Genomic DNA, 26423 nt, shown 5'->3' with positions numbered 1-26423 from the left:
TTCGGCATGCGCCCCCGTGTTCACCCCACCCGCCGGTCGGAGATCGTTTCGCCGACCGCCCCGGGGAAAGGCCGGATCACGAACCGATCCGGTCCACCTCCCACCCCAAGGTGACGCCCGTGCCCACCACATACACCTCGGCCACCGCCCCCGGTGCCCTCCCCCTGCTCGGCCACGCCCCCGCCTTCCTCCGCCGGCCGCTGGAGTTCGTCGCCGGCCTGCCCGCCCACGGCGACCTCGTCCGACTACGGCTCGGCCCGCTCGACGTGTACGTCGCCTGCCACCCCGATCTGGTCCGCCAACTGCTCACCGAGGACCGCACCTACGACAAGGGCGGGCTCGTCCTCGACAAGGCCCGCGAGGTCTTCGGCGACGGCCTGGCCACCTGCCCGGCCGCCGCGCACCGGCGCCAGCGCCGCATGCTGCAACCCGCGTTCCACCGCGACCGGCTGCCCGGCTACGCCGCGATGATGGCCGAGGAGATCGCCGGCACCACCGCCTCCTGGAGCGACGGCGACGTGGTCGACGTCCCCGCCGCGATGTACCGCCTCACCACCGCGGTGACCGCCCGCTGCCTGTTCGCCGCCCACGAGCGGGCCGGCGCGCTGCCCGTCCACGACAGCATGGACGTCATCACCCGCGGCGTCGGCCGGCGCGTCATGATGCCGCTGCCCGGCACCGACCGCATCCCCACCCCGGGCAACCGCCGCTTCCGCCGCGCCCGGCAGGACCTGAAGGAGGTCACCCGGCGGCTGATCGCCGACTACCGCGCCGCCGGCACCGACCACAACGACCTGCTGTCCATGCTGCTCAGCGCCCGCGACGAGGACGGGCGGGGGCTCACCGACGCCGAGATCCACGACCAGGTGGTCACCTTCCTGCTCGCCGGCATGGAGACCACCGCCGCCACCCTCTCCTGGGCCTGGACCCTGCTCGCCGCCCACCCGGCCATCCGCGACCGCCTGCACGCCGAGCTGGACACCGTGCTCGACGGCCGCCCCGCCCGCCACGAGGACCTGCCCGCCCTGCCGCTCACCGCCCGCGTCGTCACCGAGACGCTGCGGCTCTACCCGCCGGTGTGGATCCTCAGCCGCGTCGCCGCCGCCGACGCCGAACTCGGCGGCCACCGCGTCCCGGCCGGCGCGACCATCCTGTTCAGCCCGTACCTGCTGCACCGCCGCGCCGACGTCTTCGCCTGCCCCGCCCGCTTCGACCCCGACCGCTGGCTCACCAACACCCGCCCCTCCCCCGGCACCTACGCCCCCTTCGGCCTCGGCGCCCGCCGCTGCATCGGCGACGTGTTCGGCACCACCGAGGCCGCCCTCGCCATCGCCACCATCGCGGCCCGCTGGACCGTCACCCCCACCCCTGGACGCCCGGTCCGCCCGACCCGCAGCTCCTCGCTGTCCCCCCGCCCCTTCACGGCCACCCTCGCCCGTCGGCCGTGGTGACCGGGGCTCCCGACCCGCACGGCGCGGACGGGAGCCCTGCCTGACGGAACGTCACGTGCGCGGCGGGCGGGGGATGCCCTGCCAGCGGTAGAGCATGGACTCCCACGTGTAGGTGTAGGCGAAGGTGACGTCGAAGCTGGTGGTCCGCTCCAGGTGCGGCTGGCCGGGGGTCTCCGGGTCGAGCCAGGTGGTCGCACCGTAGACGGACGCCCGCGGGTACACGCAGATCGTCCAGCGGAACCAGCCCGAGGAGAGCTGGACGTCCTGGGACGGCACGTTGCCGCCCGGCGTGCTGAAGCTCCAGGCGTACGTGCCGGCGTCCAGGAACAGCCGCCGCTCGACGCACTGCTGTGCCGGCGTCACCGGGGCCGGCAGCGGCACCAACTGCCCGTAGCCCTGGAGGAATTCACGTTCGGTCGCGGCGGATGCCGTACCGGCCGTCGGCCCGGCCACCAGGGCGAGCAGGACGGCTGTCAGGGCCGGGATCCAGGAGAGTCTGCGCAGCATGCGTTCCTCCGGCCGGACGGCGGTCCGGCGAGTGTGGACGGAAGTGGTCTACGCCAATCCTGCCGGGCCGGACGCGGCCGTTCCCATCCCAGACCTCTGGGATGGCCGCCGGGTCAGTCCTCGCCGCGCCGCTCGGCCGCCAGGGTGGTGAGCAGCCGCTCGATGGCCTCCAGCCGTCGGTGCAGGTCCTCGACGTCGCCGCGGGTGGCGCTCTGCTCGGTGGGCTTGAGGGTGATCACCAGCTGGCCGTCGGGCTCCAGCCGCCCGACCGCGACGTCGCGGATGGTGTCGCCGTTCTGGACGCGGACGGCGTGCTCGATCTCGGACGCGCGCAGCGCCAGCCCGCGCAGCGCGCCCGGGACGAGCTTGCCGTCGCGCACCACGGTGGTCGGGGTGCCCTCCAACAGCCGGGCGGCACGCGGGTCGTGGGCCAGCCAGCGGGTGACGGCGGCGTTCACCGCGATCAGGGTGACCGCGCCGATGGCGCCGCCGAGCAGGCTGTTGTCATTGCCGATGATCGCGTTCTGCACCACGTTGGACAGCAGGAAGATGACCACCATGTCGAAGGTGTTCAGGCCCGCCAGCCCGCGCTTCCCCGCGATCCGGAACAGAATCAGGATCAGCGCGTAGACCGCGATCGTGCGGAGGATCTTCTCCACGATCGGAATCTGGACGATCACCAGGTCGTGCCACATGGCCCCGCTCCTTCAACCCCTCGGCCGGACGGGGCGGGCAGCGCCCGGGGACCGACGGTACGCGCCCCGCCGGTCCCCGGCCAGCACCCGGACGAAGCCGGGGTTCCGTCTAGGAGCGGCGCTTCGGCTTGCCGCGCTTGGCGGCGGCCGCACCCCGGCCGCCCGCCGCGGGCTTCGGCCGGCCCTTCTGCTGGCCGCCCTTGTGCTGACCCGCCTTCTGCTGGCCGGACTTCTGCTGGCCGCCCTTCTGCGGCTGGGACTTGCGCGCCGCCGCGGCCTTCTGGGGCTCGGCCGCCGGCTGGGCGCCGCGCCCGCGCGAGCTGTTGACCGTGCGCCCCCGGACGATGCCGATGAACTCCTCGATCAGGTCCGTCGTGCGGTCCTCCAGCCAGGCGAGCGCCACCTGGGACTGCGGCGCCTCGACGACCGGCCGGAAGGTGAGGTCCCTGCGGTGGTGCAGCCGGGCCAGCGACTGCGGCACCAGCAGCACGCCGACGTTGGCCGCGACCAGCTCGATGGCGTCGGCGGTGCTCGCCGGGCGCTCGATCGCCGGGCGGCCGGGCAGCCCGCCCGGCCAGCCGAGGGTGTCGTCGAGCGGGTGGAACACCACCTCCTCCGCGAGGTCGCCGAGCGCGACCTCCTCGGCGGCCGCGAGCCAGTGGTCCTTGGGGAAGACCACGACGGTGGTCTCGGCGTAGAGCGGGATCGCGCTGAGCACGTCCCGGTCGACGGGCAGCCGGACGAGCCCGGCGTCCGCGGTGCCCTCGCGCAGGGTCGCCTCGCCGTCCCCGGCCGGGACGGCGAGGAGGTCGAGCGGCACGTCCGGGAGCCGCTCGGACCACACCCGGACCCATTTGCCGGGGGTCACGCCCGGGACGTACGCGAGCCGGAAGGACGGGTTCACCTGCATGTCTGTCACAGGGCAAGGCTACCGACCGTGACCGGGAGCGCCCGCGCACTCCCTTACCCTTGTCACCATGACATCGCTCAAGCAGAAGACCAGCCAGACCATGAAGCCGGCCACCGCCGCCAAGAAGCTGGGGATCTACCTCGACGCGGCGCCGACCGGCTTCCAGGAGGGTGTGGTCTCCCGCGAGGAGCTCAACGCGCTTCAGGCCGACCCGCCGCAGTGGCTCCAGGAGCTGCGCCAGAACGGCCCGCACCCCCGCCCGGTGGTCGCCGCCAAGCTCGGCGTCTCCATCGCCGGCCTGGCCCGCGGCGGCGTGACCGAGGCGCTCACCACCGAGCAGATCGAGGCCCTCAAGGCCGAGAACCCGCTCTGGCTGCAGCACGAGCGCGCCAACCAGGTGGACGTCCGCAAGGAGGCCGTCCGGATCAAGGAGAAGCAGGAGAAGGACGCCGCGGCGCTCGCCGCCAAGGCTGCCAAGGCGGCCAAGGCCGGCTGACCCGCGCGCTCCGGCCGCCGGCCGGGCCCGATTGTCAGGCCCCTGCGCAAGGCTGGTGCCGACGTCCGTTCCACGGGCGTCGGCACAGTCGTCGGCGGACATGCGGACAGGGAGCTTGCGGATGGCACAGACAGCAGAGGCAGCAGGGGCAGCGGGGGCGCTGGACGGTCGGATCGCCCTGGTCGCGGGGGCGACCAGGGGAGCCGGGCGGGGCATCGCGGTGGAGCTGGGCGCCGCCGGGGCGACGGTGTACGTCACCGGGCGCAGCACCCGCGAGAAGCGCTCGGAGTACGACCGGCCGGAGACCATCGAGGACACCGCCGACCTGGTCACCGCGGCCGGCGGCCGGGGCATCGCGATGCCGACCGACCACCTGGTCCCGTCCCAGGTGGCCGCCCTGGTGCAACGGATCGACGCCGAGCAGGGCCGGCTGGACGTCCTGGTGAACGACATCTGGGGCGGCGAGAACCTGTTCGGCTGGAACGTCCCGGTCTGGGAGCACGACCTGGACGACGGCCTGCGGCTGCTCCGCCTCGCGGTGGAGACGCACGCCGTCACCAGCCACCACGCCCTCCCGCTGCTGCTGCGCAGCCCGGGCGGCCTGGTCGTCGAGATGACCGACGGCACCACCGAGTACAACCGCGACACCTACCGCAACTCGTTCTTCTACGACCTCGCCAAGGCCTCCGTGCTGCGGATGGCCTTCGCGCTCGGCCACGAGCTGGGCCCGCGCGGCGCCACCGCCCTGGCGCTCACCCCCGGCTGGATGCGCTCGGAGATCATGCTGGGCCACTTCGGCGTCACCGAGGAGAACTGGCGCGACGCCGTGGCCCGGGAGCCGCACTTCGGCATCTCCGAGAGCCCGTACTTCGTCGGCCGGGCGGTCGCCGCCCTCGCCGCCGACCCCGAGGTCTCCCGCTGGAACGGCGGGTCGGTGTCCAGCGGGCAGCTGGCCCAGGAGTACGGCTTCACCGACCGCGACGGCAGCCGGCCGGACTGCTGGCGCTACCTGGTCGAGGTGCAGGACGCGGGCAAGCCGGCCGCGCCGGAGGGCTACCGCTGACGGGGCGTCGGCGGCGGCGCCACCGCGCGCCGGGGAGAACCCCTTTCCCCGCGCCGCGTATTGACCGCGCCGCCGCCGACTCCGAATAATCGGCGCCACCGAGGCGCCCAGGCAACCCTCGTCACTCTGACCACACCGGACCGGGGAGCGCGCATGACCGACCGACCGCACCACGACCAACCCGCCGCGCTCGCCGCCCCCACCGCACTCGCCGCCCTGGCCGAGGAGTACTTCGCCGCCGAGAACGCCCACGCCCCGTTCGACGCGACGCTGAGCGGGGTCGAGGGCTACGCCCACGAGGTGCCCGACCCGTCCCGCGCGGCCGCGCTGCGCCACCGGGACGCACTGGCGGGCTTCGGGGCGCGACTGGCCGCGATCCCGGAGGACGCGCTGGCCGGCGAGGACCTGGTCACCCACCGCGTACTCGGGCGGCTGATCGACAACGGCACCGGCCGGATCACCCACGGGCTGGGCGACTTCGGCATCTCGGCGACCATCACCGCGCCGCAGAACGAGGCCTTCACCTCGCTCGCCATGACCTCCGTCGACCAGGAGGGCGCCGACGCGTACCTGGAGCGGCTGGCCGGCCTGCCGGGCTACTTCGACGCCGCCCTGCAGCTCCACCTGGACGCCGCCGCCGAGGGCCGCACGCCGCTGCGCAGCGGCGTCGACGCCGCCCTCGACCAGCTCGACGCGTACCTGGTCGCCGGCCCGGACGAGGACCAGCTGCTGCGCGCGCTGCAAGGCCGCCCGGAGTTCGACCGGGGCCAGGTGATCGTCCGCGACGGCGTGCGCCCGGCCGTGGCCCGCTACCGGGCCGGCCTGGCCCAGCGGCTGGCCGCGGACGCCCGGCCGGACGACCGGGCCGGGGTCTGCCACGTGCCCGGCGGCACCGAGGGCTACGCCGACGCCGTCACGCGCTACACCCGGCCCGGGCTCACCCCGGAGGAGGTCCACCGGATCGGCCTGGACACCCTGGCGGGGCTGCGCGAGGAGTTCGCCGAGCTGGGCGGCAAGGTGCTCGGCATCACCGGCCCCGACGCCGTGCTGGCCGCGCTGCGGGAGGACCGCGCGCTGCGCTTCGGCAGCGCCGAGGAGATCATCGCCCTGGTCGACGACGCGCTGGAGCGCGCCCGCCGCGCCTCGGCCGACTACTTCCGGGCCTACCCGATCGCCGACTGCGTGACCCGGGAGATCGACCCGATCGAGGCGGAGACCGGGCCGCTGGCCTACTACCAGCCGCCGGGCCCGGGCGGCCTGCCCGGCACCCACTGGATCAACACGCTGCGCCCGCAGACCAGGTTCAGGTACGAGTACGAGGCGATCGCCTTCCACGAGAGCGTGCCCGGGCACCACCTGCAGATCGCCGTCGCCCAGACGCTGCACCACCTGCCGGAGTTCCGGCGCCGGCCGAGCGGCCAGCTGACCGCCCACGTCGAGGGCTGGGGCCTGTACACCGAGCGGCTCGCGGACGAGATGGGGCTGTACAGCTCGGACCTCTCCCGTTTCGGCATGCTGTCGCTCGACGCGCTGCGGGCCGTGCGCCTGGTCGTGGACACCGGGCTGCACCACTACGGCTGGTCCCGGGAGCGGGCGATCGCCTTCATGCGGGACAACACGGCCACCACCGAGGCCAACGTCCGCAACGAGATCGACCGCTACCTCGCCTGGCCGGGCCAGGCGACGGCGTACCTGATCGGCCGCCGGGAGATCGTCCGGCACCGCGAGCGCGCGCAGGCCGCGCTGGGTGCCCGGTTCGACATCCGGGAGTTCCACCACCAGCTGATCGGGCACGGCAGCCTGCCGCTGGGAGTGCTGGACACGCTGGTCACGGACTGGATCGCGGCGCAGTAGGGCCCGCCGGCGCGGTAGGGCCCGCCGGCGCGGTGGGGCCCGCCGCTGCGGGGCCGGGTTCAGCCCCGCAGCGGCACCGTGGTCAGAAGCCGACCACCCGGAGGGACGAGCCGTCGCCCTTGGGCCCGACCAGGTACAGGGTGTGGCCGTCGCGGCCCAGTACGGCCCGGGTCACGGAGTCCAGCCCGAAGCCGCTGAGCGTCTCGCCGGGGACGGCGGTATCGGTCGCGGTGTCGTAGGCCAGCAGCGTGGCCTGTGCGGTCGTGCCGCCCTTGAGCACGTACACCCGGCGGGAGTCGGGGCTCGCCGCCAACAGGTGCGCATCGGTCCAGTCGGGCGCGACGGTGAAGGCGGAGCGGAAGGTGTTCTCCTCCGGGTCGACCCGGTAGACGGTGCCGGCGGTGGTCTGGTAGCCGCGGGCGTACACCCTCCGGCCGTCCGGGGTGGGGGCGACCTCGTCTCCGGGGCCGTAGTCGTCGACGAGGTCGATGACGGCCGGGGCGGCGGCCCGGGTGTCCAGGTGGTAGAGGCTGTCGCCGGTGCCGACCCAGGCGTCGGTGCCGCCCGGGCCGAGCACGACCTCGGCCACCTCGTAGCCGGTCAGGGTCACCGCACCGGCGAACTTCCGCTGGACGGCGTCGTAGCCGAGCACCCGGCCGCCTCGGCTGCCCAGGCGCACGGCCCAGGGGCCGTACTGGTCGATGTACACCCGGGCCCCGTCCGGGCTGACCACCAGGCTGTTCAGTACGCCGGAGTTGAAGCCCGCGGGGCGCGGCTGGTCGGGCACCGGGACGCGGGCGATCTCCTGGTTCCGCACGGTGTCGAACGTCAGCAGGGCCTCGTTGACGAGCACGTAGACGCGCTTGCCGTCGGGGCTGACGGCCGGGCGGCTGACGTGGTCGTAGCCGGTGACGCTCAGCAGGTCCGCGGTGGCGCCGGTGCGGGTGTCGACGCTGCGCAGCACCCGCACGCCGTCGGTGCCGCCGTTCAGCAGGTCGACCACCGCGTACGCCCGGGTGCCGTCCGGACTGACCGCGAGCGTCTCGGCTCGGCCGCCCAACGCGATGGTGCCCGCCGGCGCCGGGGCCGGGGCTGCTGCCGCAGCGCCCGCACCGGTCGCCAGCAGTGCCCCCACCACCGCCAGCGCACCCAGCGACTTTCGCCAATGACCTTTTGCTGCAAGCTCGTTCATGGATTCCCCTCCGCAGTCGGACCGCGGTGTCGGCGCGGTCGGCGTCAGGCTACGACACGACCTCGGCGACGCGGGGCGGCTTCGTCGACTCCGTCCGAACACGGACTCTTGACCCGGCCCGTCTCCGCCCCGGCGAACGGCCCGGCCCGCCGATCCCGGAGCGTCGCGGAAGCGATTCCGCGCGCCCTGGGCGGTCCTCCCGCGCCCGGACGTGCCGTCACCCCTTCGGCCCCTCCAGGCGGTAGTGTCCGCTGGCGCGGCAACCGGCAGGTCCGTCGGCCCGCCCCGCGCCCCACCGCCCCGATCTGGAGGAACCCGTGCCGGCTCCCGCCCGTGCCGCCCTGGCCATAGCCGTGGCCGCCCTGCTCGCCGCAGCCTCAGGCTGCTCGTCCGGCGGCGGCCACACTGCCCGGCCGGCCGGACACGGCCCGGCCTCTTCCGCCGCCGACGCCGCTGCCGCCGGAGCGCCGCCCGCCCCGGCGGCGATCGTCACCGGCCCCGGCCCGAAGAGCTCCTACGACGTCCAGCCGCAGCCCGCGCCGGGCAGCTGCACGTACCGCTACACCGCGGACAAGCAGCCGCTGCCCGACCCGAAGTGCACCCCGGGCGCGATCAGCCCGGCGGTCAACCAGGGCAACATCAACGACACCATCTGCAAGCCGGGCGGCTACACCTCGACGATCCGCCCGCCGGCGAACATCACCGGCAAGGAGAAGGCCGAGAACGCCAAGTCCTACGGCTACACCGGCCCGATGGGCGACGCCGAGTACGACCACCTGATCAGCCTGCAACTCGGCGGCGACCCCAACGACCCGCGCAACCTGTGGGTGCAGCCGCCCTCCCCCGGCCATGTCCCGGGCAAGGGCCCCAACAACCCCAAGGACTCGGTGGAGACGCACCTGCACACCGCGATCTGCAAGGGCCAGGCCGCCCTCGCCGCCGCCCAGCAGGCCATCGCCACCGACTGGACCACCGCCGAGGCCAAGCTCGGCATCAAGTCCGGCGGCTCCCCCACCCCGGCCGCCGACACCGACGGGGACTGACCGCCCCGGGGCCCGTCCCGACGACGTCGGCGGGGGCTGCCGACGGCAGCGCCCCCGCCCGGCCCGACGACGCGCCCTACGCCGGGGTGGCGGGCGGGCGGCGCTTGTGCTCGGTGCGGCGGTAGTGGCCGAGGACGGTGCGGAAGACCTCCTCGCTCACCGGCTGCTCCTCCAGGAAGTCGTCCAGGGCCTCGTAGGGGACGCCGAGGGCGTCCTCGTCGGGGCGGCCGGGGGCGAGGTTCTCCAGGTCGGCGGTCGGGACCTTGTGGACGAGGTCCGCCGGAGCCCCCAGGGCCTCGGCCAGCGAACGGACCTGACGCTTCGTCAGCCCGTCCAGGGGCATCACGTCGGCGGCGCCGTCACCGTACTTGGTGAAGAAGCCGACGGCCGCCTCGGCGGCGTGGTCGGTGCCGACGACCAGGCCGCCGGTGGCGCCCGCGACCGCGTACTGGGCCACCATCCGCTGGCGGGCCTTGACGTTGCCGCGGACGAAGTCCTCGTGGGCGCGGTCGGCGAAGGTGAGGCCGGCGGACGTCAGGGTGTCGAGGGCGGCGTCGGTCGCGGGCCTGATGTCGACGGTCAGGGTCCGGTCCGGCCGGATGAAGTCGAGTGCGCGGCGGGCGTCCGCCTCGTCCGCCTGGGTGCCGTAGGGCAGCCGCATGGCGCAGAACTCGGCCTGGTGTCCGGCGGCGCGCAGCCGGTCGACGGCGAGCTGGCAGAGCCGCCCGGCGGTGGTGGAGTCGACGCCGCCGCTGATGCCGAGCACCAGCGTGCGGGCGCCGGCCGCCCGGAGCTGGTCGACGAGGAAGTCGACCCGGCGCTTCGCCTCCTGCTCGGGGCTGGGGACGGGGGCCACCCGCAGGGTGCGGGCGATCTCCCGCTGGAGGTCGGCGGACAGGGGTTCGGTCATATCGACTCCCGAGTGAAGGTGACACGGTGGGTGCCCGCCCTGGACGCTACCAGCGCGTTCGACGCGTTCGACGAGGTGGTGGCGGTGCTGCGGCAGGCCGGGGCCAGGGGCTCTCTTTCGGATCACGTCGGATCAGCGTGCGGCGTCGGGGTGCGTGCATCGCAAGGCGGAGGAGGGAGTCCATGCGGTGGGGGCACCTCCCGGCCGGAGGCTGGGGGCTATCGGCGACCGACGACAACGCGGCGAGGTGCGTGCCCCGGCGTCGCGCGCCCGGCGTGATCCGAAAGAGAGCCCCTAGCGCCTACGCGGGGTGCCGCAGGATGTCGAGGACGACGGCGCCGTCGACGGTCTCCTGGGCGACCAGCAGGGCGGCCAGTTCGTCGAGGTGGTGGCGGTGTTCGCGGAGCAGGTCGACGGCGCGGCGTTCGGCGCGGCGCAGCAGGCGGGCCACCGCCTCGTCGACGGCGCGCTGGGTCTGCTCGGAGTACGGGCGGCGGAACAGGTCCTCGGGGCCGTCGCCGAGGTAGTTCGGGGAGCCGCTGGAGTAGCCGACCGGGCCGAGTTCCGGGGAGAGGCCGAATTCGCGGACCATCCGGGTGGCGACGCCGGTGGCGTGGGCGAGGTCGTTGGCGGCGCCGGTGGAGCCCTCGCCGAAGACCACCAGCTCGGCCGCCCGCCCGCCGAGCTGGACGGTGATCAGGTCGGTGAGGTAGCCCTCGGTGTACAGGTGGCGTTCCGCTTCGGGGAGTTGTTCGGTCGCGCCGAGGGCGACGCCGGCCGGGAGGATGGTCACCTTGGCGACGGGGTCGGCGTGTTCGCAGAGCGCGGCGGTCAGGGCGTGCCCGGACTCGTGGACGGCGACGGCGTGGCGCTCCTCGGGCAGCAGCGCGTTGGAGGAGTCCCGGCGGCCGAGCAGGACGCGGTCGCGGGCGGCGTCGAGGTCGTCGGCGGTGAGGGTGGCGCGGTCGGCGCGGACGGCGTTGATGGCGGCCTCGTTGACCAGGTTGGCGAGGTCGGCACCGGAGAAGCCGGGTGTGCCGCGGGCGATGCGGTTCAGGTCGGCGTCGGGGGCGAGGGTCTTGCCGCGGACGTGGACGGCGAGGATCGCGGCCCGTTCCGCCTGGTTGGGCAGCGGGACGGTGACCTGGCGGTCGAACCGGCCGGGACGCAGCAGGGCCGGGTCGAGGGCGTCCGGGCGGTTGGTGGCGGCGATGACGACGATGCCGGTGGTCGGGTCGAAGCCGTCCATCTCGGAGAGCAGCTGGTTGAGGGTCTGTTCGCGCTCGTCGTTGCCGCCGAGCCGGGTGCCGCCCGCGCGGCGGCCGCCGACGGCGTCGATCTCGTCGATGAAGATGATGGACGGCGCGCGTTTGCGGGCATCGTCGAAGAGGTCGCGGACGCGGGAGGCACCGACGCCGACGAACATCTCGACGAAGCCGGAGCCGGTCACGGAGAGGAAGGGCACCTCGGCCTCGCCGGCGACGGCCCGGGCGAGCAGGGTCTTTCCGGTGCCGGGCGGGCCGACCATGATCACCCCGCGCGGGCCCTTGGCGCCGGCGGCGGCGTAGCGTTCGGGGCTGCGCAGGAAGTCGACCACCTCGCTGACCTCCTGCTTGACGCCCTCGTACCCGGCGACGTCGGCGAAGCGGGTGGCGGGCCGCTCGGCCTCGATGATCTTGGCGCGGGAGCGGCCGATGGCGCTCAGGCCGCCGCCGAGCGAGCGGGCGGCCATCCGGCCGGACCACAGGAACAGCCCGCCGAAGAGCAGCAGCGGCAGGAACAGCAGCAGCGTGGACCAGATCGAGCTGCCGCCGCTGCGGCTGGCGGTGATGTCGACGTGCTGGCTGGCCAGCTCGCCGCTGAGCTGGGAAGTGTCCAGGGCGGTCGGGATCTGGCTGGTGAAGTGCGTGCCGTCCTTGAGGGTGCCGGTGACCCCGCCGGTGTCGGTGATGTCCACGGTCTGCACCTGGCCGGCGCCGACCCGGTTGAGGAAGTCGGTGTAGCCGTAGTTGGCGCCGGTCGAGCCGGAGCGCGAGAACAGGATGAGCAGCAGCAGGGTCACCAGGACGGCGACGGGCAGCAGCCAGCGGCGCATCGCGGGCGGGGGCGGCTTGGGCGGCGGCGGGCCGCCGGGGGTGCGGGGCCGCTGGGGGCCCCCGCCCGGGGGCGGCGGGGTCGCGGGGTGGCGGGCGGCGCGCAGCCGGATTCGGGTGATCATCCACGCTCACCGCCTCTCCGCCGCCGGGCCTTCCTCTCCATGGTGGGGCGAGAAGGGCCCGGACGGGAGGTCCAGGACGAACCGGCCGGCCCCGGTGAGGGGGCCGGCGGCGCCGTCAGGAGAAGTCGAGCGAGCCGGTCCGGGTCCGCTTGAGCTCGAAGAAGTTCGGGTAGCCGGCCAGCAGCCGCACCCCGTCGAAGACCCGGACGGCGTCCTCGCCGCGCGGGATGGCGCTCAGCACCGGGCCGAAGAAGGCGACGCCGTCGACGTGGATGGTCGGCGTGCCGACCTCCTCGCCGACCGGGTCCATGCCCTCGTGGTGGCTCTTGCGCAGCGCGACGTCGTACGCCGTGCTGTCGGCCGCGGCGGCGAGTTCCTCCGGCAGCCCGGCCGCGACCAGGGCCTCCCGGAGGACGGCGTCGTCGGCGGGCCGGTCCTGGTCGTGCAGGCGGGTGCCGAGTTCGGTGTACAGGTCGCGCAGCACGTGCTCGCCGTGCTGTTCGGCGGCGGCGATGCAGACCCGGACGGGGCCCCAGCCGGTGGTCATCAGGCGCTGGTAGCGCTCGGGCAGGTCGGTGCGGCCCTCGTTGAGGACGGACAGGCTCATCACCCGGAACGTGAGGTCGAGCTCGCGGTGGCGCTCGACCTCCAGGATCCACCGGGAGGTGATCCAGGCGAACGGGCAGATCGGATCGAAGTAGAAATCGACTTTGGTGGTCACGGTGAGGAGCCTAGGCGCCGAGTGGACCGCTTTCCAGGGCCAATCGATCACCATCGCGGTGGGCCACTTCTCAGCTGCAGGTCTTCCCGCCGGCCGGCACGGTGCCGTCCAGCAGGTAGGCGTCCACGGCCTGCTTCAGGCACGGGTCGCCGGTGTTGTAGCCGCCGTGGCCCTCGCCCTGGAGGGTGATGTTGACGCCGACGCCGGGGCCGAGCTGCTGCGCCATCGCGTGGGCGCCCTCGACCGGGGTGGCCGGGTCGCCGGTGGTGCCGACCACCAGGATCGGGGCCGCGCCGGCGGCGGAGACGTCCGGGTGGTCGGCCTTGCCCGGCACCGGCCAGCCGGTGCAGCTCGTCAGGCCCCAGGCGGAGTAGGGCCCGAACACCGGGGAGGCGTCGCGGAACTGCGGCAGTTGCTGCTCGACGTCCTGGTCGGAGTAGCGCTGCCGGGCGTCCACGCAGTTGATCGCCCGGTTGGCGGCGCTCAGGTTGGTGTAGCGCCCCTGCGCGTCGCGCCCGAACATGTCGTCGGAGAGCTGGAGCAGCGTGTTGCCGGTGCCCTGCTGCATCGCCTCGGTGAGCCCGGCGGCCAGGACGGGCCAGGTCTCCTCGCTGTACAGGGCCGCGGCGATGCCGGTGACGGCCAGGGTCTCGGTGAGCTGCCGCCCGCTGGAGGTGGGCAGCGGGGACTGCTCCAGCTTCTGCAGCAGCGCCGTGACCGACGCCGTGCCCTCGGCGCCGCCGGCACCCGTCGGGCAGACGGCGGCCTCCTCGGCGGCGCAGGCCTTCATGAAGTTGTCGAAGGCGAGCTGGAAGCCCTGGGCCTGGCCGAGCGCGGCCTGCTGCGGGTCCTTCGTCGGGTCGACGACCGAGTCCAGGACGATCCGGCCGACCTCCTGCGGGAACAGGTGCGCGTAGACGCCGCCGAGCTGGGTGCCGTAGCTGATGCCGAAGTAGTAGAGCTTCTGGTCGCCGAGCACCTGCCGCATCAGGTCGAGGTCGCGGGCGGCGCTCTCGGTGTCCACGTAGGGCAGCACCGGACCGGAGTTGTGCTCGCAGGCGGCGGTGAACTGCGCGTTGCTGGCGTCCAGCGCCTTCACCGCGTCGGGGGTCCCGGGGGTGTTGTCGACTGCCAGGGTGGCGTCCATCGCCTTGTCGTCCAGGCAGCTCACCCCGGCGCTGGCGCCGACCCCACGGGGGTCGAAGCTCACCAGGTCGTAGCGGGCGTTGAGGGAGGCGTAGTCGGCGGCGAGGGCGGGCAGCGTGGCGACGCCGGAGGCGCCGGGGCCGCCGAAGTTGAACAGCAGCGAGCCGATCCGGTGCTTCTCGTCCTTCGCCCGGCTCCGGATCATGGCCAGGTCGATGGTCGGGCCGTCCGGCTTGCCGTGGTCGAGCGGCGCCTTGAGGGTGGCGCACTGCCAGTCGCCGGCGGGCGCGGTGCCGCTGCCCTGCGCGGGGCTGGGGGCCGGGCAGGCCTGCCAGTCGAGCCGCTGGGCCGCGAGTCCGGTCGCGGACGCGGCGGGCGAACCGGGTGAGCCGGCCGGGGAGGCCGGGGAGGCCGGCGCGGGCTCGACGGCGGAACGGGCGTCGCCCTGGCAGCCGGTGGCGGAGGCGAGCAGCAGCGCGGCCAGGCCGAAAGCGCCGGCGCCGCGGACGACGGTGTGCATGGAGCGGTCCACCTCTCGGGTTGCCGGGCGCGCCCCCGGCGGACGGCACGGTCAGCGCACCACAGACCCTAGGGGTGGTGGGGCGACTACGCCTGGTGGACGGCCCGGTGGAGGGGCGTGCGCCGGTCCGGCTGCCACCCGCCGTCCGGGTGAGGCGTCCTGCGACCCTCGTCCGGTATTGCCCACTACCTGGCGTCGCATGCTATCTTGCATCACATGGTACCTGGCATCACACACCACGACGGCGACGCCGGTACGGCCGACGGACCGGTGGCGACGCAGTTGCGCAAGGGCGTGCTGGAGTACTGCGTCCTGGCACTGCTGCGGGACGGCCCCCGGTACGGGGTGGAGCTGCTGCAGGAGCTCGGCCGGTTCCCGATGCTGGCGACCAGCCAGGGCACCATCTACCCCCTGCTGTCCCGGCTGCGCCGGGCCGGCCTCGCCGACACCTTCCTGCGCGACTCGGCCAGCGGCCCGTCCCGCCGGTACTACACCCTCACCGACACCGGCCGCAGCGCACTGGAGGAGTTCGCCACGCTGTGGCCCGCCTTCCGCGAAACCGTCGACCACGTCCTGGCCCCGGGAGAGAACCCGTGAACAACCCCATCGAGCACCCCCTGGTCCGCGCCCACCTGGCCGCGGTCGCCCGGTACACCGCTCCGCTGCCCGAGCCGCGCCGCCGCGAACTGCTCGCGGACCTGCGCGAGCACATCGAGGTCTCGCTCGCCGAGTGCGACCCCGCCGACGAGGCCGCCGTCCGGCGGGTCCTGGAGCAGCTGGGCAGCCCCCGACAGATCGCCGACGCCGCGCTCGACGAGGAGGGCAGCGCCCGACCGGAGCCGGAGAGCCGCGGCCGCACCGCCCGCACCCTGGTCTTCGCGGTGCTGCCGGTTCCGCTGTCGTTCGCCCCGGCCGTCGGGCCCCCGCTCGCGCTGGCCGCCGCCGTCATCGCCGCGAGCAGGGTGTGGCGGTCCACGCAGTGGAGCCGCCGGGAGAAGCGGCTGGCGGCCCTGCTGCTGCTCTCCCCCGTCCTGGCCATTCCGCTGGCCGCCATCGTCGCCGCCGTCGTGTCCCCGTTCGGCCTGACCGCGACCGGCGTCCTCGCCGCCTGCGTGGTGGGCTTCTGTCCCGCCCTGCTCGCGGCGTTCCTCCTGGCCCGCTCCGCCGCCCGGCTGCGCAACGCCGCACTCACGGCCTGAACCGGCTTCACCAAAGAACACTGACGTTTCGCCGCCCCCCCTGGCGATGCTGGAGGCCGCCCCCACGTACAAGGGGGGCGGCCTCCGCACGTCGGAGGCTCGCGCTTGCGCGCGCCTCTGCCCGGCGGCTAATGTCTTACCTGTTTCTCACCATCAAATCCCTTTTCGGCCAAGGCTGTTCATACGGTTAATGGAAACCCGTATACAGTGTGCAGGCCTGGAGAATCCGAACCGCCGCCCCCTCCGTCTGGGGGCTTTTCCATTACGCGGGAATCAAGGCAACTCACTTTACCGTCAGGCTCGTTGACCCCGTTCTCCGGCGGCTGCTTTGCTTCTCGGCGGCCGAGGCGGGCCTGTTTTCCCCCCGGTGATCCGTTGTGCGGCGGGTCATCCAGGCATTTCCACCGCCTCCGGCCTCTCCCTGTCCTTCGCGACCACCCGTCACCCACCGGTGCCCGGGCGGTCGGCATGAGAGAGGCAACCCTCACATGGGCCGAACCCCCACGTTCCGTCTCGCCGGACGGGCGGCGCTCACCGGCGTCGCCGCGCTCGCCCTCGCGGCGGCCGGCTTCACCGCGGCACCCGCCCAGGCGCAGCCCGACGACGCCGCGCACCCCGCGGCGTCGGCGAACCACCCCTACCGGCACGGCGCCGTCCCGCTGCGCGGCCACCAGGCCGCACCGAACGCCACCTCCGCCAACAACCTCAACTACGGCGGCGGCGCGGGCAGTCCGAGCATCGGCGTGACCACCGGACCGGAGCACGTCTACCTGGTGTTCTGGGGCTCCCAGTGGGGCAGCTCCGGCACCGACGCCAACGGCAACACCACACTCAGCGGCGACGCCAAGGGCATGGCCCCGCGCCTCCAGCAGCTGTTCAAGGGCATCGGCGCGGGCAACGAACTCTGGTCCGGCGTCATGACGCAGTACTGCGAGGGCGTCGCCACCGGATCCCAGACCTGCCCGGGGAACTCCGCGCACGTCGCCTACCCCACCGGCGGCGCGCTCGCCGGCGTCTGGGTGGACACCTCCGCCGCGGCGCCCGCCTCCGCGACCGGCAACCAGATCGGCGCCGAGGCGGTCAAGGCGTCCGGCCACTTCGGCAACACCACGGCCGCGGCCAACCGGAACGACCAGTACGTCGTCGTCTCCCCCACCGGCACCACCCCCGACGGCTTCAACACCGCGTCCGGCAACTTCTGCGCCTGGCACGACTACACCGGCGACACCACGCTCACCGGCGGCGCCGTCTCCTCCCCGTACGGCGAACTGGCCTTCACCAACCTGCCGTACGTGACGGACGCGGGCTCCGGCTGCGGGCAGGGCTTCGTCAACGCGGGGACGGCCGGCACCCTGGACGGCGTCACCATCGTCGAGGGCCACGAGTACGCCGAGACCATCACCGACCAGAACCCGGCCGGCGGCTGGACCGACAGCAGCGGCGCCGAGAACGGCGACAAGTGCGCCTGGGTCAGCAGCGGCCAGGGCGCCTCGGCGAACGTCGGCTTCACCACCGGCAGCTTCGCCATGCAGTCGACCTGGGCGAACGACTTCAACAGCGGTGCGGGCGGCTGCGAGATGTCCCACCCGATCGTCGGCGGCACGACCGGCAACACCGTCACCGTCACCAACCCGGGCGCCCAGACCGGCACCACCGGCACGGCCGTCAGCCTGCAGATCGCGGCCACCGACAGCGCCTCCGGCCAGACCCTCACCTACACGGCGAGCGGCCTGCCGGCCGGCCTGTCCATCTCCGCCTCCGGCCTGATCAGCGGCACCCCGACCACCGCCGGCACGGCGAACGTCACGGTCACCGCCAAGGACGCCACCGGCGCCTCCGGCTCCGCCGCCTTCGGCTGGACCGTCACCTCCGCGGGCGGCGGCGGCCTCACCAACGGCGGCTTCGAGACCGGCACCCTGAGCGGCTGGACCTCCACCGGCAGCGCCGCCGCCTCCAGCGCCGCCAAGCACACCGGTGGCTACGGCGCGATGCTCGGCTCCACCGGCCCCACCACCACGTCCACGGCCAGCCAGACCTTCACCGCCCCGACCGGCAGCAGCAAGGTCGCCTTCTGGTACGACGTCACCTGCCCGGACACCGTCACCTACGACTGGGCGACCGCCACGCTCAAGGACAACACCACCAACACCACGACCACGGTGCTCGCCAAGACCTGCACCAGCGGCCTCGGCTGGAAGTCCGCCTCCGGCACCGTCACCCCGGGGCACAGCTACACGCTCACCCTCACCAACGTGGACGACAACTACCCGGGCGACCCGACCTACACCTACTACGACGACGTGACCGTCTCCTGACGGCCGCCCGTCCACGCCCCTGACGCCGCCGGGGCGGGCCACCACGGCCCGCCCCGGCGGCACCGCGCCCGGCGGCACCCCACCCCGCACCCCGCACCCCGTCCCAGCGAAGGAGAAGAGCCGTGACCGTGCGAACGCTCGCGGCAGCCGCCCTGCTCGCCCTGGCGGCCGGCTGCTCGTCGAACACCGGCCCCGCCGCACCGGGCCCGCCCGCCCCGGCCGCCCTGGTGCTCGACGAGCACGCCGACGGCACGACCGTACGGGTGGCACCCGGCACCGTCGTCCGGGTCGAGCTGCACAGCACCTACTGGTCCCCGGCCGCCGGCGACAGCCCGCGGACGCTGCGTCCGACCGCCACCGCGACCACCCCCTCCGCCTCCTGCCGGCCGGGCGGCGGCTGCGGCCAGGTCACCGCCGGCTTCCTCGCCGCCGCCCCCGGCACCGCCCGCCTCTCCGCCCACCGCACCACCTGCGGCGAGGCGTTGGCCTGCCCGCCCGGGCAGCGGGCCTTCACGGTGACGGTGACGGTGACGGTCGGCTGACGATCAGTGCTGGACACCGGAGGACAGCGAGAAGTCCGCGAAGTAGGCGCGCTGGGTGCTCGCCGGGCCCCAACTGGTGTCGTGGCCGCCGTAGAAGGTGGAGAAGAACACGCCGCCGAAGGGGATCCTGCCGATGCCCGAGGCCACCCCGCGCGCCGCGTAGACCTGACGGCCGTCGTACCAGACGGTGACGTCCCCGGTGCCGCGGTCGACCAGCTGCTCGACGCTGTGCCACGCGCCGTCGCCCTGGAACCGCCAGTCACCGAGCCCCTCGTCCACCCCGTAGCCGGTCGGGCCGGAGTTGGTCGGGGTGTAGAGGTAGACCTCGCCGTTGTCCGGCACGCCCTTGGCGCCGCGCCACATGTAGCGCGTCGACCAGCCCGCGCCGTGGTTGCCGCCCGACTCCTCGCCGATCTTGCCGCCGTACAGCCCGGGCAGCTTCCCCGCCTTGCCCCAGTCCCGGCCGGCCGGGAACTTGAGGGAGTACTTCAGGTCCAGCGTCCGGCCCTGGGCCAGGGCGGACAGGCCCAGACCGGTCAGATCCGTGTAGAACTGGCCGCCGCCCGGGTTCGGGCAGTCGGTGCACTGGTTGGAGGAGGAGCCGGCGCCGTAGGTGACCTGGAGCGCCGAGCCGCCCCCGGGAGCGGCCGCGTCGTCGACCGCGCTCAGGTCCGAACCGCCCCACGTCCCCTGGTCGACCGCGCCCCAGGCGTGCTTCCACTGGTCCGTCCCGTAGCCGCGGAACTGGCCGGTCCAGGCCGCCTTCCCGCTCGCCACCGCGGCCGGCGCGGCTCCCCCGGCTCCCTCGGACCCCGAGGCAGCCGGCGCGGCGATCGAGGCCGCGGCGGGCGACGCCGACGGGGCGCAGGCGGCCAGGGCGGCGGCCGCGAGCACCGCTCCGAACACACGACGAGTGCTTTTCATGACTGCCCCTCCTGACGGGACCGGGCCGGGACGGCCCACCCGCTCCATGTGACGCTCCGCCACCGGGTCACAGTAGCGGCGCCCGATGTGACGTGGCCATCACACTCCCGGGTGACGGCGGGGCGGTTCCCGGCCCCCGGCCCTCCCGATGCGGGCCGTGCGGAGACGCGCGAGGTGCGAGGTACGAGGTGCGAGGTGGCGAGGTGGCGATGCGGCCGCGAGGATTCCTCCGAACGTCCGGCGGAGGACGTCAAGACCGCGGCGACGGCTCCGACCACCCGTCGAGGAGCCCAGCCGGGCCCGCGAACCACGAGGAGCACGAGGAGCACGAGATGAAGTTCCTGATCAGCCTGCACATCAACCCGGCCGTGATGGACGCGCTGACCGACGAGGAGAAGGCGGCGATCGGCCGCGGCCACGGCGAGTTCATCGAGGCGCTGAAGGCGTCCGGAGAGCTGATCACCACCCAGGCACTGGCCGATCCGGCCCAGGCCGCCGTGGTGACCGTGCGCAACGGCCAGCCGGTGGTGACCGACGGCCCGTTCCTGGAGGCCAAGGAGTACCTGGGCGGCTTCTACCTGATCGACTGCGAGGACAAGGAGCGGGCGATCGCGCTGGCGGCGCTGATCCCGGACACCGCGATCGAGGGCCTGGGGGTCGAGGTGCGCCAGGTGATGTTCGCCGACGGACACTTGGAGGCATGACAGCACCGGACTTCGAGGACCTGCTGCGTGCGCTCACGCCGCAGGTCCTCGGCACCCTGGTTCGCCGCTACGGCCGGTTCGAAGGGTGCGAGGACGCCGTCCAGGAGGCCGTCCTCGCCGCCACCCTGCAGTGGCCGTCCGAGGGCATGCCCGACAATCCGCACGGCTGGCTGGTGACCGTCGCCGCCCGGCGGCTCATCGACCAGCTGCGCCGCGACCGCGCGCGCCGCGAACGGGAGTCGGCGACGGCCGCCGAGGTGGTGCCGACGGAGGTGCCGGACACCGACGACACGCTCGTCCTGCTGTTCCTGTGCTGCCATCCGACGCTCACCGCGGCCTCCCGGACCGCCCTGACGCTGCGGGCGGTCGGCGGTCTGACCACCGCCGAGATCGCCCGCGCGTTCCTGGTGCCGGAGGCCACCATGGCGGCCAGGATCAGCCGGGCCAAGCAGCGCATCAGGGCCGCCGGCAGCTCGTTCGCCCTGCCGGACGGCGCGGAGCGCGAGGAACGGCTGCGGGTCGTGCTGCACGTGCTCTACCTGATCTTCAACGAGGGCTACACCGCCACCTCCGGCCCCGAGTTGCACCGCCCCGACCTCGCGCGCGAGGCGATCCGGCTGACCAGGACGGTGCACGCGCAGCTGCCGGGGGACGACGAGGTGACCGGGCTGCTCGCACTGATGCTGCTGACCCACGCCCGCCGGGAGGCGCGGACCACCCCGGCCGGCGACCTGGTGCCGCTGGACGAGCAGGACCGCAAGGCCTGGGACCGGGCGCTGATCGACGAGGGCGTCGAACTGGTCGAGGCGGCGCTGGCCGGCCCGACCCTGGGGCCCTACCAGTTGCAGGCCGCCATCGCGGCCACGCACGCCGACGCGGCCACCGCCGAGGAGACCGACTGGCCCCAGGTGCACGCCCTCTACCTGATCCTGGAACGGATCGCGCCCAACCCGATGGTCACCCTCAACCGGGCGATCGCGCTCGCCGAGACCGACGGCCCGGCCGCCGGGCTGGCCCTGCTGTCCGCCCTGGACGGTGACGGGCGGATGGCCGGGCACCACCGGCTGCTGTCCGTCCGGGCGCACCTGCTGGAGAAGGCCGGCGACCCGGCCGGCGCCCACGAGCACTACCGGCTGGCCGCGAAGGCCACCGCCAGCCTCGCCGAGCGGCGCCACCTGGAGGCCCGGGCCGCCCGGACCAGGCCGCGCTCCGACTGATCACGCGCCCGGGGCGTCCGAAACGTCCGGTGCGCGGCCCGGGCGGGCCCGGGAACGGCCGGGCTCAACCACCCTGCGGCGCCATCCCCGGCCTGCCCCGCACCGCGTACGCCGGCAGCCGCAGCTCGCCGAGGACGGCCCGGGGCAGGCTCAGCCCGAACCGCCGCCCGACCGCGCCGAGGGTACGGCGGCGCACGGCCGCGGGCGGCTCGCCCCCGGGGCCGCGGGTGATCCCGTCGGGCTCCAGGACGCCCGCGGCGACCAGCTCGGGGACCAGCAGGTCGGGCTCCCGGCCCCAGCGCCAGCGCTCCTCGGCGAGGCCGAACCCGCAGAGCACGGCGCCGTCGCGGGCGTAGTCGAGCAGCGCGGGCGGGTGGTCCGGCATCGGGCGGAAGTGGACCACCTCGACCCCGTCGCGCGCTATCTCGGTGAGCCGTTCGCCGCCGGTGGAGTCGCCGTACTCGACCGCGAAGGACCAGTCACCGGACTCGCCGACCCTGATCACACCGTCGCCGTCGTCGCTCGGGCGGAACACCTCGATGTCGAGGTCCCACACCTCGGTGCCGCTGAGCGGCCCGGCCGCGGCGGCCGGATCGGCGCCCATCCGGCGGGCGAGCTCCTGCGGCGGTATCCCCCGGGCGAACAGGACGCCGTCGACGGAGCACCCGGCGTCCGCGAGCCACCGGATGCCCTCCTCGCCCCCCGCCCCTTCGGTACCGTCCGTCATGACGCCCCCTCACCTCGCGCCGACCCGCGTGGCCGGGCCGCCGGTCCGCACCCTAACGGACGCCACCGACAACCGGCCGCCCCCCAGGCGCGTCCCGGCCGGGCGTCCTCAGCACCCGCCCGAGGAAGGGCAGTTCGCCGGGGGCCGTCGGAAGACCGCGCTCAGGCGCCCCGGCGGTTCAGCCTCCCGCGCATCAGCACCGCGTACACCGCCGCCGCGACGACCATGCCGACCGGCAGCGCGAGGTCCGCGCCGACGAGGGCGGCCACCGGCCCGGTGTACAGGGTGTCCACGCACAGCGCGGCGCCGGCCACCCCGGCCGCGAGGGCGAGCGCGCCGGCCGGGTTGACGCCCGCCCGGTACCAGAAGGGACTGCCCGGACTCTCGTCCGTGAGCGCGCGGCCGTCGTAGCGGTTGCGGCGCAGCAGGATGTCGGTGGCGTAGATCGCGGTGCTGGGGCCGAGCAGGACGACGGTCAGCTGGAGCACGTTGCTGACGGTGTCGAGGAAGTTGGAGACCAGCAGCGCGTACAGCGTGAGGCAGACGGCGACGGTGCCGTCGACGAGCACGCTGAGCGTGCGGCGGATCCGGATGCCGACGGCCTGCAGGGCGAGGCCGGCGCTGTAGGCGGTGAGCGCGTTGACCGCGATCGTGCCGACGACCAGGGCGAGCAGGAAGACCGGGTCGAACCAACCGGGCAGGATCTGCTGGAGGGCGGCCTGCGGGTCCGTCATGTCGACGGCGCTGGCGGCGAGTACGCCCAGGCCGCCGACCGCGACGCTGGGCAGGAAGCCGCCGAGGGCCGTCCAGCCGAGGACGGCGCGCGGGGAGGTGGTGTGCGGCAGGTAGCGGGAGAAGTCGGCACTGGTGGTGTAGGACAGCGGGCCGGAGGCGATCAGGGTGACGCCGGCCAGGACGGCGGACCACAGGCGGGTTCCGGAGAGCGGTTCGGCGGGCGCGTAGCCGAAGTCGGCGTGCCGGAGCACCACGTACCCGACGACGGCGAAGGCGGCGGCGAGCACCAGGGTGATCGGCAGGTAGAGCCGGAGGATCGCGGCGTGGCCGTAGACGCTGATGGTGAGCGTCACCACGACGATGGCCACCACGATGGCGATCTTGATCGGGGTGGTCGGGGTGATCCCGGCCTGTTCGACGAGCGAGAACGCGGCGACGGCGGCCGCGGCGAGGTTGAGCGCGAAGTAGCAGACGGAGATCATCCAGCCGGTGACGGCGTTGTTCACGCGGTTGCCGCGGACGCCGTACAGCGCGCGGGTGATGACCTCGCTGGGCGCGCCCGCGGCCGGTCCGGAGACCGCCAGCAGGCCGGTGCCCAGCCAGAACAGGTTGCCGACGACGACCACCGCGAACGCCTGGGGCAGGTCGAGCCCGGCCAGGACGAGGGCGCCGCCGACGACCAGGTTGAGGTAGTTGACGCTGGCCGCCGCCCAGACGGAGAAGAGTTCGCGGGCGCGGCCGCGCCGTTCGGTCTCGGGGATGTGGTCGATGCCGTGGACCTCGACCCGGCCGGCCCGCTCCTGCTGGAGCGGCGCGGCGGCGCGGGTGTCGGGGTGGGGGTGGTCCGGGAGCGTGGACGCCATTGGGGGCCCTCCGTGGGGGTGTCGTGCCCACCTGCTTGCTTATTGGTCGCACACTCAATAGCATCCGGCACATGACGTCAAGCGTTCAGCGCAAACGGGTCCGCAAATCCCCCGACGACCGGCGGGCGGAGATCGTCGAGGCGGCGGCCGCCGTCGCCCTCACCGAGGGCCTGGAGTGCATCACGCTGCGCAGGATCGCCGAGCAGCTCGACGTCCGCCCCGGTCTGATCAGCCACTACTTCCCCGCCGTCGAGGACCTCGTCGCCGAGGCCTTCGGCAGCGCCGCCACCGCCGAACTGGAGACGCTGCTGCCCGCCGACCCGCACGACGGGTCGCCGCTGCACCACCTCGCACGGTTCTTCGCCCGCGCCACCGGGCCCGCCTACGACGACATGAGCCGGCTCTGGCTCAACGCCCGCCACCTCAGCCGCTACCGGCCCGTCCTGCGCGACCGGGTCCTGGAGCAGCAGTCCGGCTGGCGCGGACGGCTCAGCGGCGTCATCGAAGCGGGCGTCACCCAGGGCGAGTTCCGCACCGAGGACGGCGATGTGGCGGCGCTTCAGATCCTGGTCGTGATCGACGGCCTCGCCGCCCACGCCAACACCGGCCTGCGCGAACACCCTTCCGCCGTCACCCGGCTCGCCGCGGCCACCGCCGAACGCGAACTCGGCCTGCCCGACGGCTCCCTCGCCCGGCAACACTGACCACTCCACCCCACAACTCCCCCACCCCGCAGCACCGTTGGAGCCGATGTGCGCACCTCCCTCGTCCTCCTGTCCGCCCGCCTGCTCGACCCGGCGACCGGCGGCCCGCTCCCGCAGACCGCCCTGGCCGTCGCCGACGGCCGGATCGCCGCCCTCGGCGACGACCGGGAGATCCGCCGACTCGCCGACGCCGCCACCACGGTGGTCGACCTGAAGGGCGCCACCGTCACCCCCGGGCTGGTCGACGGGCACCTGCACCCGGTCACCGGCGCCGAACTCACCCACGGCCTCGACCTCTCCGGCTGCACCGACCTCGCCGGGGTCCGCGCCGCCCTCGCCGCCGAGGTCCGCACCCTCGCCCCCGGCGCCTGGCTGCACGCCTGGGGCCTGGACCCGAACGTCTTCGGCGACCGGCCGGTGGAGTCCGCCGCGCTCGCGCCCGTCCTCGACGGCGTCCCGGCGCTGCTCCAACTCTTCGACGCCCACTCCATGCTCGCCAGCCCGCGCGCCCTGGAGCTCGCCGGCGTCGACGGCCCGCGCAGCTTCGCCCAGGCCGCCGAGGTGGTCTGCGACGCGACCGGGCGCCCCACCGGCCTGCTGCTGGAGGACGCCGCCTGCGAACTGGTCGAACGCGCCGCCCCGCAGCCCACCCGGGCCGAACGCCGCGCCCGCCTGGCCGCCGCGCTCACCGCCATGGCCGCCGCCGGCCTCACCGGCGGCCACGCGATGGACGCGAACGGCGACAGCCTCGACCTCTACACCGAACTCGACGAGGCGGGCGAGCTGCCGCTGCGGCTGCGGGTCGCCCCCTGGTGCCAGCCCGGGGTGGACGCGGACGGGCTGCGCGCGCTCGTCGAACAGCAGCGCCGGGGCGGCCGGCTCTGGCGGGTCGACGGCGTCAAGCTGTTCATGGACGGCACCATCGACAACGGCACCGCCTGGCTGGAACGCCCGGACTGCCACGGCGAGTCCACCCACGCGTTCTGGCCCGACCCGGCGGAGTACACCCGCGTCATCGCGCACCTGCACCGCGCCGGCGTGCCGACCGCCACCCACGCCATCGGCGACGCCGCCGTCCGCCACGCGCTCGACGCCGTGGCCGGGGCCTCGGCGCAGGACCCGGGGGCGGCCGCCGCCGGGGCGCGTACCGTCCGGCACCGGATCGAACACATCGAGACCGTCCCGGACGCCGTCCTGCGGCGCTTCGCCGAGCTGGGCGTGATCGCCTCCATGCAGCCCACCCACTGCTGCGACTTCACCCGGGCCGACCACACCGACAACTGGTCCCGCCGCCTCGGCGAGGAGCGCGCCGACCGCGCCTGGCGCTGCCGCGACCTGTGGGACGCGGGCGCCACCGTCGTGCTCGGCTCGGACTGGCCGATCGCCCCGTACCCGCCGCTCGGCGTGATGGCCGGCGCCCGCCACCGCCGCCCGAGCCGCGACCTGACCCAGCCGCCGCACCGGCCCGGGCAGGCGCTCACCGCCCTGGAGGCGCTGCGGGCGGTGACCGTCAACGCCGCGCACGCGGCCGGGGAGGAGGAGCAGGCCGGCCGGATCGCCGTCGGGCAGCGCGCCGACCTCACCGTCCTGGCCGCCGACCCGCTCACCACCCCCGCCACCGAACTGCCGGACGTCCCGGTGCTGCTGACCGTCCTGGACGGCCGCCCGACGCACCGCGCCGCCGCGCTCTGACCCGCCGGGCGGACCCCGCATCGCCGCAGGTCGGGGGTTATCCCCCCGAGGAACCCGGCGGTCGGCCCCAGCGCG

General features: G+C 74.4%; 24 protein-coding genes. 13 read left to right on the top strand and 11 right to left on the bottom strand.

The window, feature by feature from the left end:
* Positions 1-119 precede the first annotated feature (119 nt).
* Positions 120-1451, top strand: coding sequence for a cytochrome P450 (locus ACFVTF_RS13370; RefSeq protein ID WP_387813089.1), 1332 nt, complete (start codon positions 120-122; stop codon positions 1449-1451).
* A gap of 51 nt (positions 1452-1502) precedes the next feature.
* Here the strand turns inward: ACFVTF_RS13370 and ACFVTF_RS13365 are convergent, their stop codons facing one another.
* From ACFVTF_RS13365 to ACFVTF_RS13355, 3 genes are all read right to left on the bottom strand, one after another.
* Complete coding sequence (locus tag ACFVTF_RS13365; RefSeq protein ID WP_387813087.1) at positions 1503-1958, bottom strand: hypothetical protein; 456 nt, start codon at positions 1956-1958, stop codon at positions 1503-1505.
* Positions 1959-2071: 113 nt separating this feature from the next.
* Entirely contained in the window at positions 2072-2653 is a 582-nt protein-coding gene (locus ACFVTF_RS13360) for a DUF421 domain-containing protein (RefSeq protein ID WP_387813084.1), read from the bottom strand.
* A gap of 109 nt (positions 2654-2762) precedes the next feature.
* The gene (locus ACFVTF_RS13355; protein ID WP_387813200.1) at positions 2763-3563 is read right to left on the bottom strand and encodes a LysR family substrate-binding domain-containing protein; all 801 of its coding nucleotides are present in this window, start codon (positions 3561-3563) and stop codon (positions 2763-2765) included.
* A 67-nt stretch (positions 3564-3630) separates the two neighbouring features.
* On the opposite strand from ACFVTF_RS13355, the gene ACFVTF_RS13350 reads away from it, so the two are divergent.
* The 3 genes from ACFVTF_RS13350 (at position 3631) to ACFVTF_RS13340 (ending at position 6976) form a co-directional block, all read left to right on the top strand.
* Positions 3631-4059 (top strand): DUF5997 family protein, encoded by a 429-nt coding sequence (locus ACFVTF_RS13350; protein WP_371521682.1) that lies wholly within the window; start codon positions 3631-3633, stop codon positions 4057-4059.
* A 121-nt stretch (positions 4060-4180) separates the two neighbouring features.
* Positions 4181-5122: an SDR family oxidoreductase gene (locus ACFVTF_RS13345; RefSeq protein ID WP_387813081.1), complete on the top strand. Its 942-nt coding sequence runs from the start codon at positions 4181-4183 to the stop codon at positions 5120-5122.
* A gap of 153 nt (positions 5123-5275) precedes the next feature.
* A complete protein-coding gene (locus tag ACFVTF_RS13340; protein WP_387813078.1) occupies positions 5276-6976 on the top strand; it encodes a DUF885 domain-containing protein in 1701 nt (566 codons plus the stop codon).
* An 82-nt stretch (positions 6977-7058) separates the two neighbouring features.
* On the opposite strand, the gene ACFVTF_RS13335 is transcribed toward ACFVTF_RS13340, so the two are convergent.
* Positions 7059-8168 carry a YncE family protein gene (locus ACFVTF_RS13335; RefSeq protein ID WP_387813075.1) on the bottom strand — a complete coding sequence of 370 codons (1110 nt, stop codon included), beginning with the start codon at positions 8166-8168 and terminating at the stop codon, positions 7059-7061.
* A gap of 317 nt (positions 8169-8485) precedes the next feature.
* Between ACFVTF_RS13335 and ACFVTF_RS13330 the strand changes: the two genes are divergently transcribed.
* Positions 8486-9211: a hypothetical protein gene (locus ACFVTF_RS13330; protein WP_387813072.1), complete on the top strand. Its 726-nt coding sequence runs from the start codon at positions 8486-8488 to the stop codon at positions 9209-9211.
* A gap of 76 nt (positions 9212-9287) precedes the next feature.
* Here the strand turns inward: ACFVTF_RS13330 and nadE are convergent, their stop codons facing one another.
* From nadE to ACFVTF_RS13310, 4 genes are all read right to left on the bottom strand, one after another.
* Complete coding sequence (gene nadE / locus ACFVTF_RS13325) at positions 9288-10121, bottom strand: ammonia-dependent NAD(+) synthetase (protein WP_387813069.1); 834 nt, start codon at positions 10119-10121, stop codon at positions 9288-9290.
* A 301-nt stretch (positions 10122-10422) separates the two neighbouring features.
* Entirely contained in the window at positions 10423-12339 is a 1917-nt protein-coding gene (gene ftsH / locus ACFVTF_RS13320) for an ATP-dependent zinc metalloprotease FtsH (protein ID WP_387813067.1), read from the bottom strand.
* Between the two features lie 115 nt (positions 12340-12454).
* Entirely contained in the window at positions 12455-13114 is a 660-nt protein-coding gene (locus ACFVTF_RS13315; protein WP_371521671.1) for a DsbA family protein, read from the bottom strand.
* 16 nt (positions 13115-13130) lie between these two features.
* A complete protein-coding gene (locus ACFVTF_RS13310) occupies positions 13131-14726 on the bottom strand; it encodes an alpha/beta hydrolase (protein WP_387813063.1) in 1596 nt (531 codons plus the stop codon).
* A gap of 216 nt (positions 14727-14942) precedes the next feature.
* Between ACFVTF_RS13310 and ACFVTF_RS13305 the strand changes: the two genes are divergently transcribed.
* The 4 genes from ACFVTF_RS13305 to ACFVTF_RS13290 all read left to right on the top strand — a co-directional run bounded on the left by ACFVTF_RS13305 (position 14943) and on the right by ACFVTF_RS13290 (position 18782).
* Positions 14943-15323, top strand: a complete 381-nt coding sequence (locus tag ACFVTF_RS13305) for a PadR family transcriptional regulator (RefSeq protein ID WP_363377112.1) — start codon at positions 14943-14945, stop codon at positions 15321-15323.
* Entirely contained in the window at positions 15320-15925 is a 606-nt protein-coding gene (locus ACFVTF_RS13300; RefSeq protein WP_387813059.1) for an HAAS signaling domain-containing protein, read from the top strand. The genes ACFVTF_RS13305 and ACFVTF_RS13300 overlap by 4 nt, the downstream gene beginning before the upstream one ends.
* A 488-nt stretch (positions 15926-16413) precedes the next feature.
* Complete coding sequence (locus ACFVTF_RS13295; RefSeq protein ID WP_387813057.1) at positions 16414-18240, top strand: Ig domain-containing protein; 1827 nt, start codon at positions 16414-16416, stop codon at positions 18238-18240.
* A gap of 122 nt (positions 18241-18362) precedes the next feature.
* Positions 18363-18782 (top strand): hypothetical protein, encoded by a 420-nt coding sequence (locus tag ACFVTF_RS13290; RefSeq protein WP_387813054.1) that lies wholly within the window; start codon positions 18363-18365, stop codon positions 18780-18782.
* 3 nt (positions 18783-18785) lie between these two features.
* On the opposite strand, the gene ACFVTF_RS13285 is transcribed toward ACFVTF_RS13290, so the two are convergent.
* Positions 18786-19706, bottom strand: coding sequence for a polysaccharide lyase (locus ACFVTF_RS13285; RefSeq protein ID WP_387813051.1), 921 nt, complete (start codon positions 19704-19706; stop codon positions 18786-18788).
* Positions 19707-20038: 332 nt separating this feature from the next.
* On the opposite strand from ACFVTF_RS13285, the gene ACFVTF_RS13280 reads away from it, so the two are divergent.
* The gene (locus ACFVTF_RS13280) at positions 20039-20410 is read left to right on the top strand and encodes a YciI family protein (RefSeq protein ID WP_371521659.1); all 372 of its coding nucleotides are present in this window, start codon (positions 20039-20041) and stop codon (positions 20408-20410) included.
* Positions 20407-21627 carry an RNA polymerase sigma factor gene (locus ACFVTF_RS13275; RefSeq protein WP_387813048.1) on the top strand — a complete coding sequence of 407 codons (1221 nt, stop codon included), beginning with the start codon at positions 20407-20409 and terminating at the stop codon, positions 21625-21627. Before ACFVTF_RS13280 ends, ACFVTF_RS13275 begins: the two co-directional genes overlap by 4 nt.
* A 64-nt stretch (positions 21628-21691) precedes the next feature.
* Here the strand turns inward: ACFVTF_RS13275 and ACFVTF_RS13270 are convergent, their stop codons facing one another.
* Both ACFVTF_RS13270 and ACFVTF_RS13265 read right to left on the bottom strand, forming a co-directional pair.
* Positions 21692-22354, bottom strand: coding sequence for a DUF6461 domain-containing protein (locus ACFVTF_RS13270; protein ID WP_371521655.1), 663 nt, complete (start codon positions 22352-22354; stop codon positions 21692-21694).
* 161 nt (positions 22355-22515) lie between these two features.
* Positions 22516-23952 carry a purine-cytosine permease family protein gene (locus ACFVTF_RS13265; protein ID WP_387813045.1) on the bottom strand — a complete coding sequence of 479 codons (1437 nt, stop codon included), beginning with the start codon at positions 23950-23952 and terminating at the stop codon, positions 22516-22518.
* A gap of 71 nt (positions 23953-24023) precedes the next feature.
* On the opposite strand from ACFVTF_RS13265, the gene ACFVTF_RS13260 reads away from it, so the two are divergent.
* Together ACFVTF_RS13260 and ACFVTF_RS13255 are read left to right on the top strand one after the other, a co-directional pair.
* Positions 24024-24656, top strand: a complete 633-nt coding sequence (locus tag ACFVTF_RS13260) for a TetR/AcrR family transcriptional regulator (protein ID WP_387813042.1) — start codon at positions 24024-24026, stop codon at positions 24654-24656.
* Positions 24657-24704: 48 nt separating this feature from the next.
* Positions 24705-26348 carry an amidohydrolase gene (locus ACFVTF_RS13255; protein ID WP_387813040.1) on the top strand — a complete coding sequence of 548 codons (1644 nt, stop codon included), beginning with the start codon at positions 24705-24707 and terminating at the stop codon, positions 26346-26348.
* Positions 26349-26423 lie beyond the last annotated feature (75 nt).

It is taken from the genome of Kitasatospora sp. NPDC057940, from assembly GCF_042887425.1.
Taxonomy (GTDB): domain Bacteria; phylum Actinomycetota; class Actinomycetes; order Streptomycetales; family Streptomycetaceae; genus Kitasatospora.
Note: the sequence above shows the minus strand (reverse complement) of the source record. Positions and strands in the feature narration are given on the sequence as shown.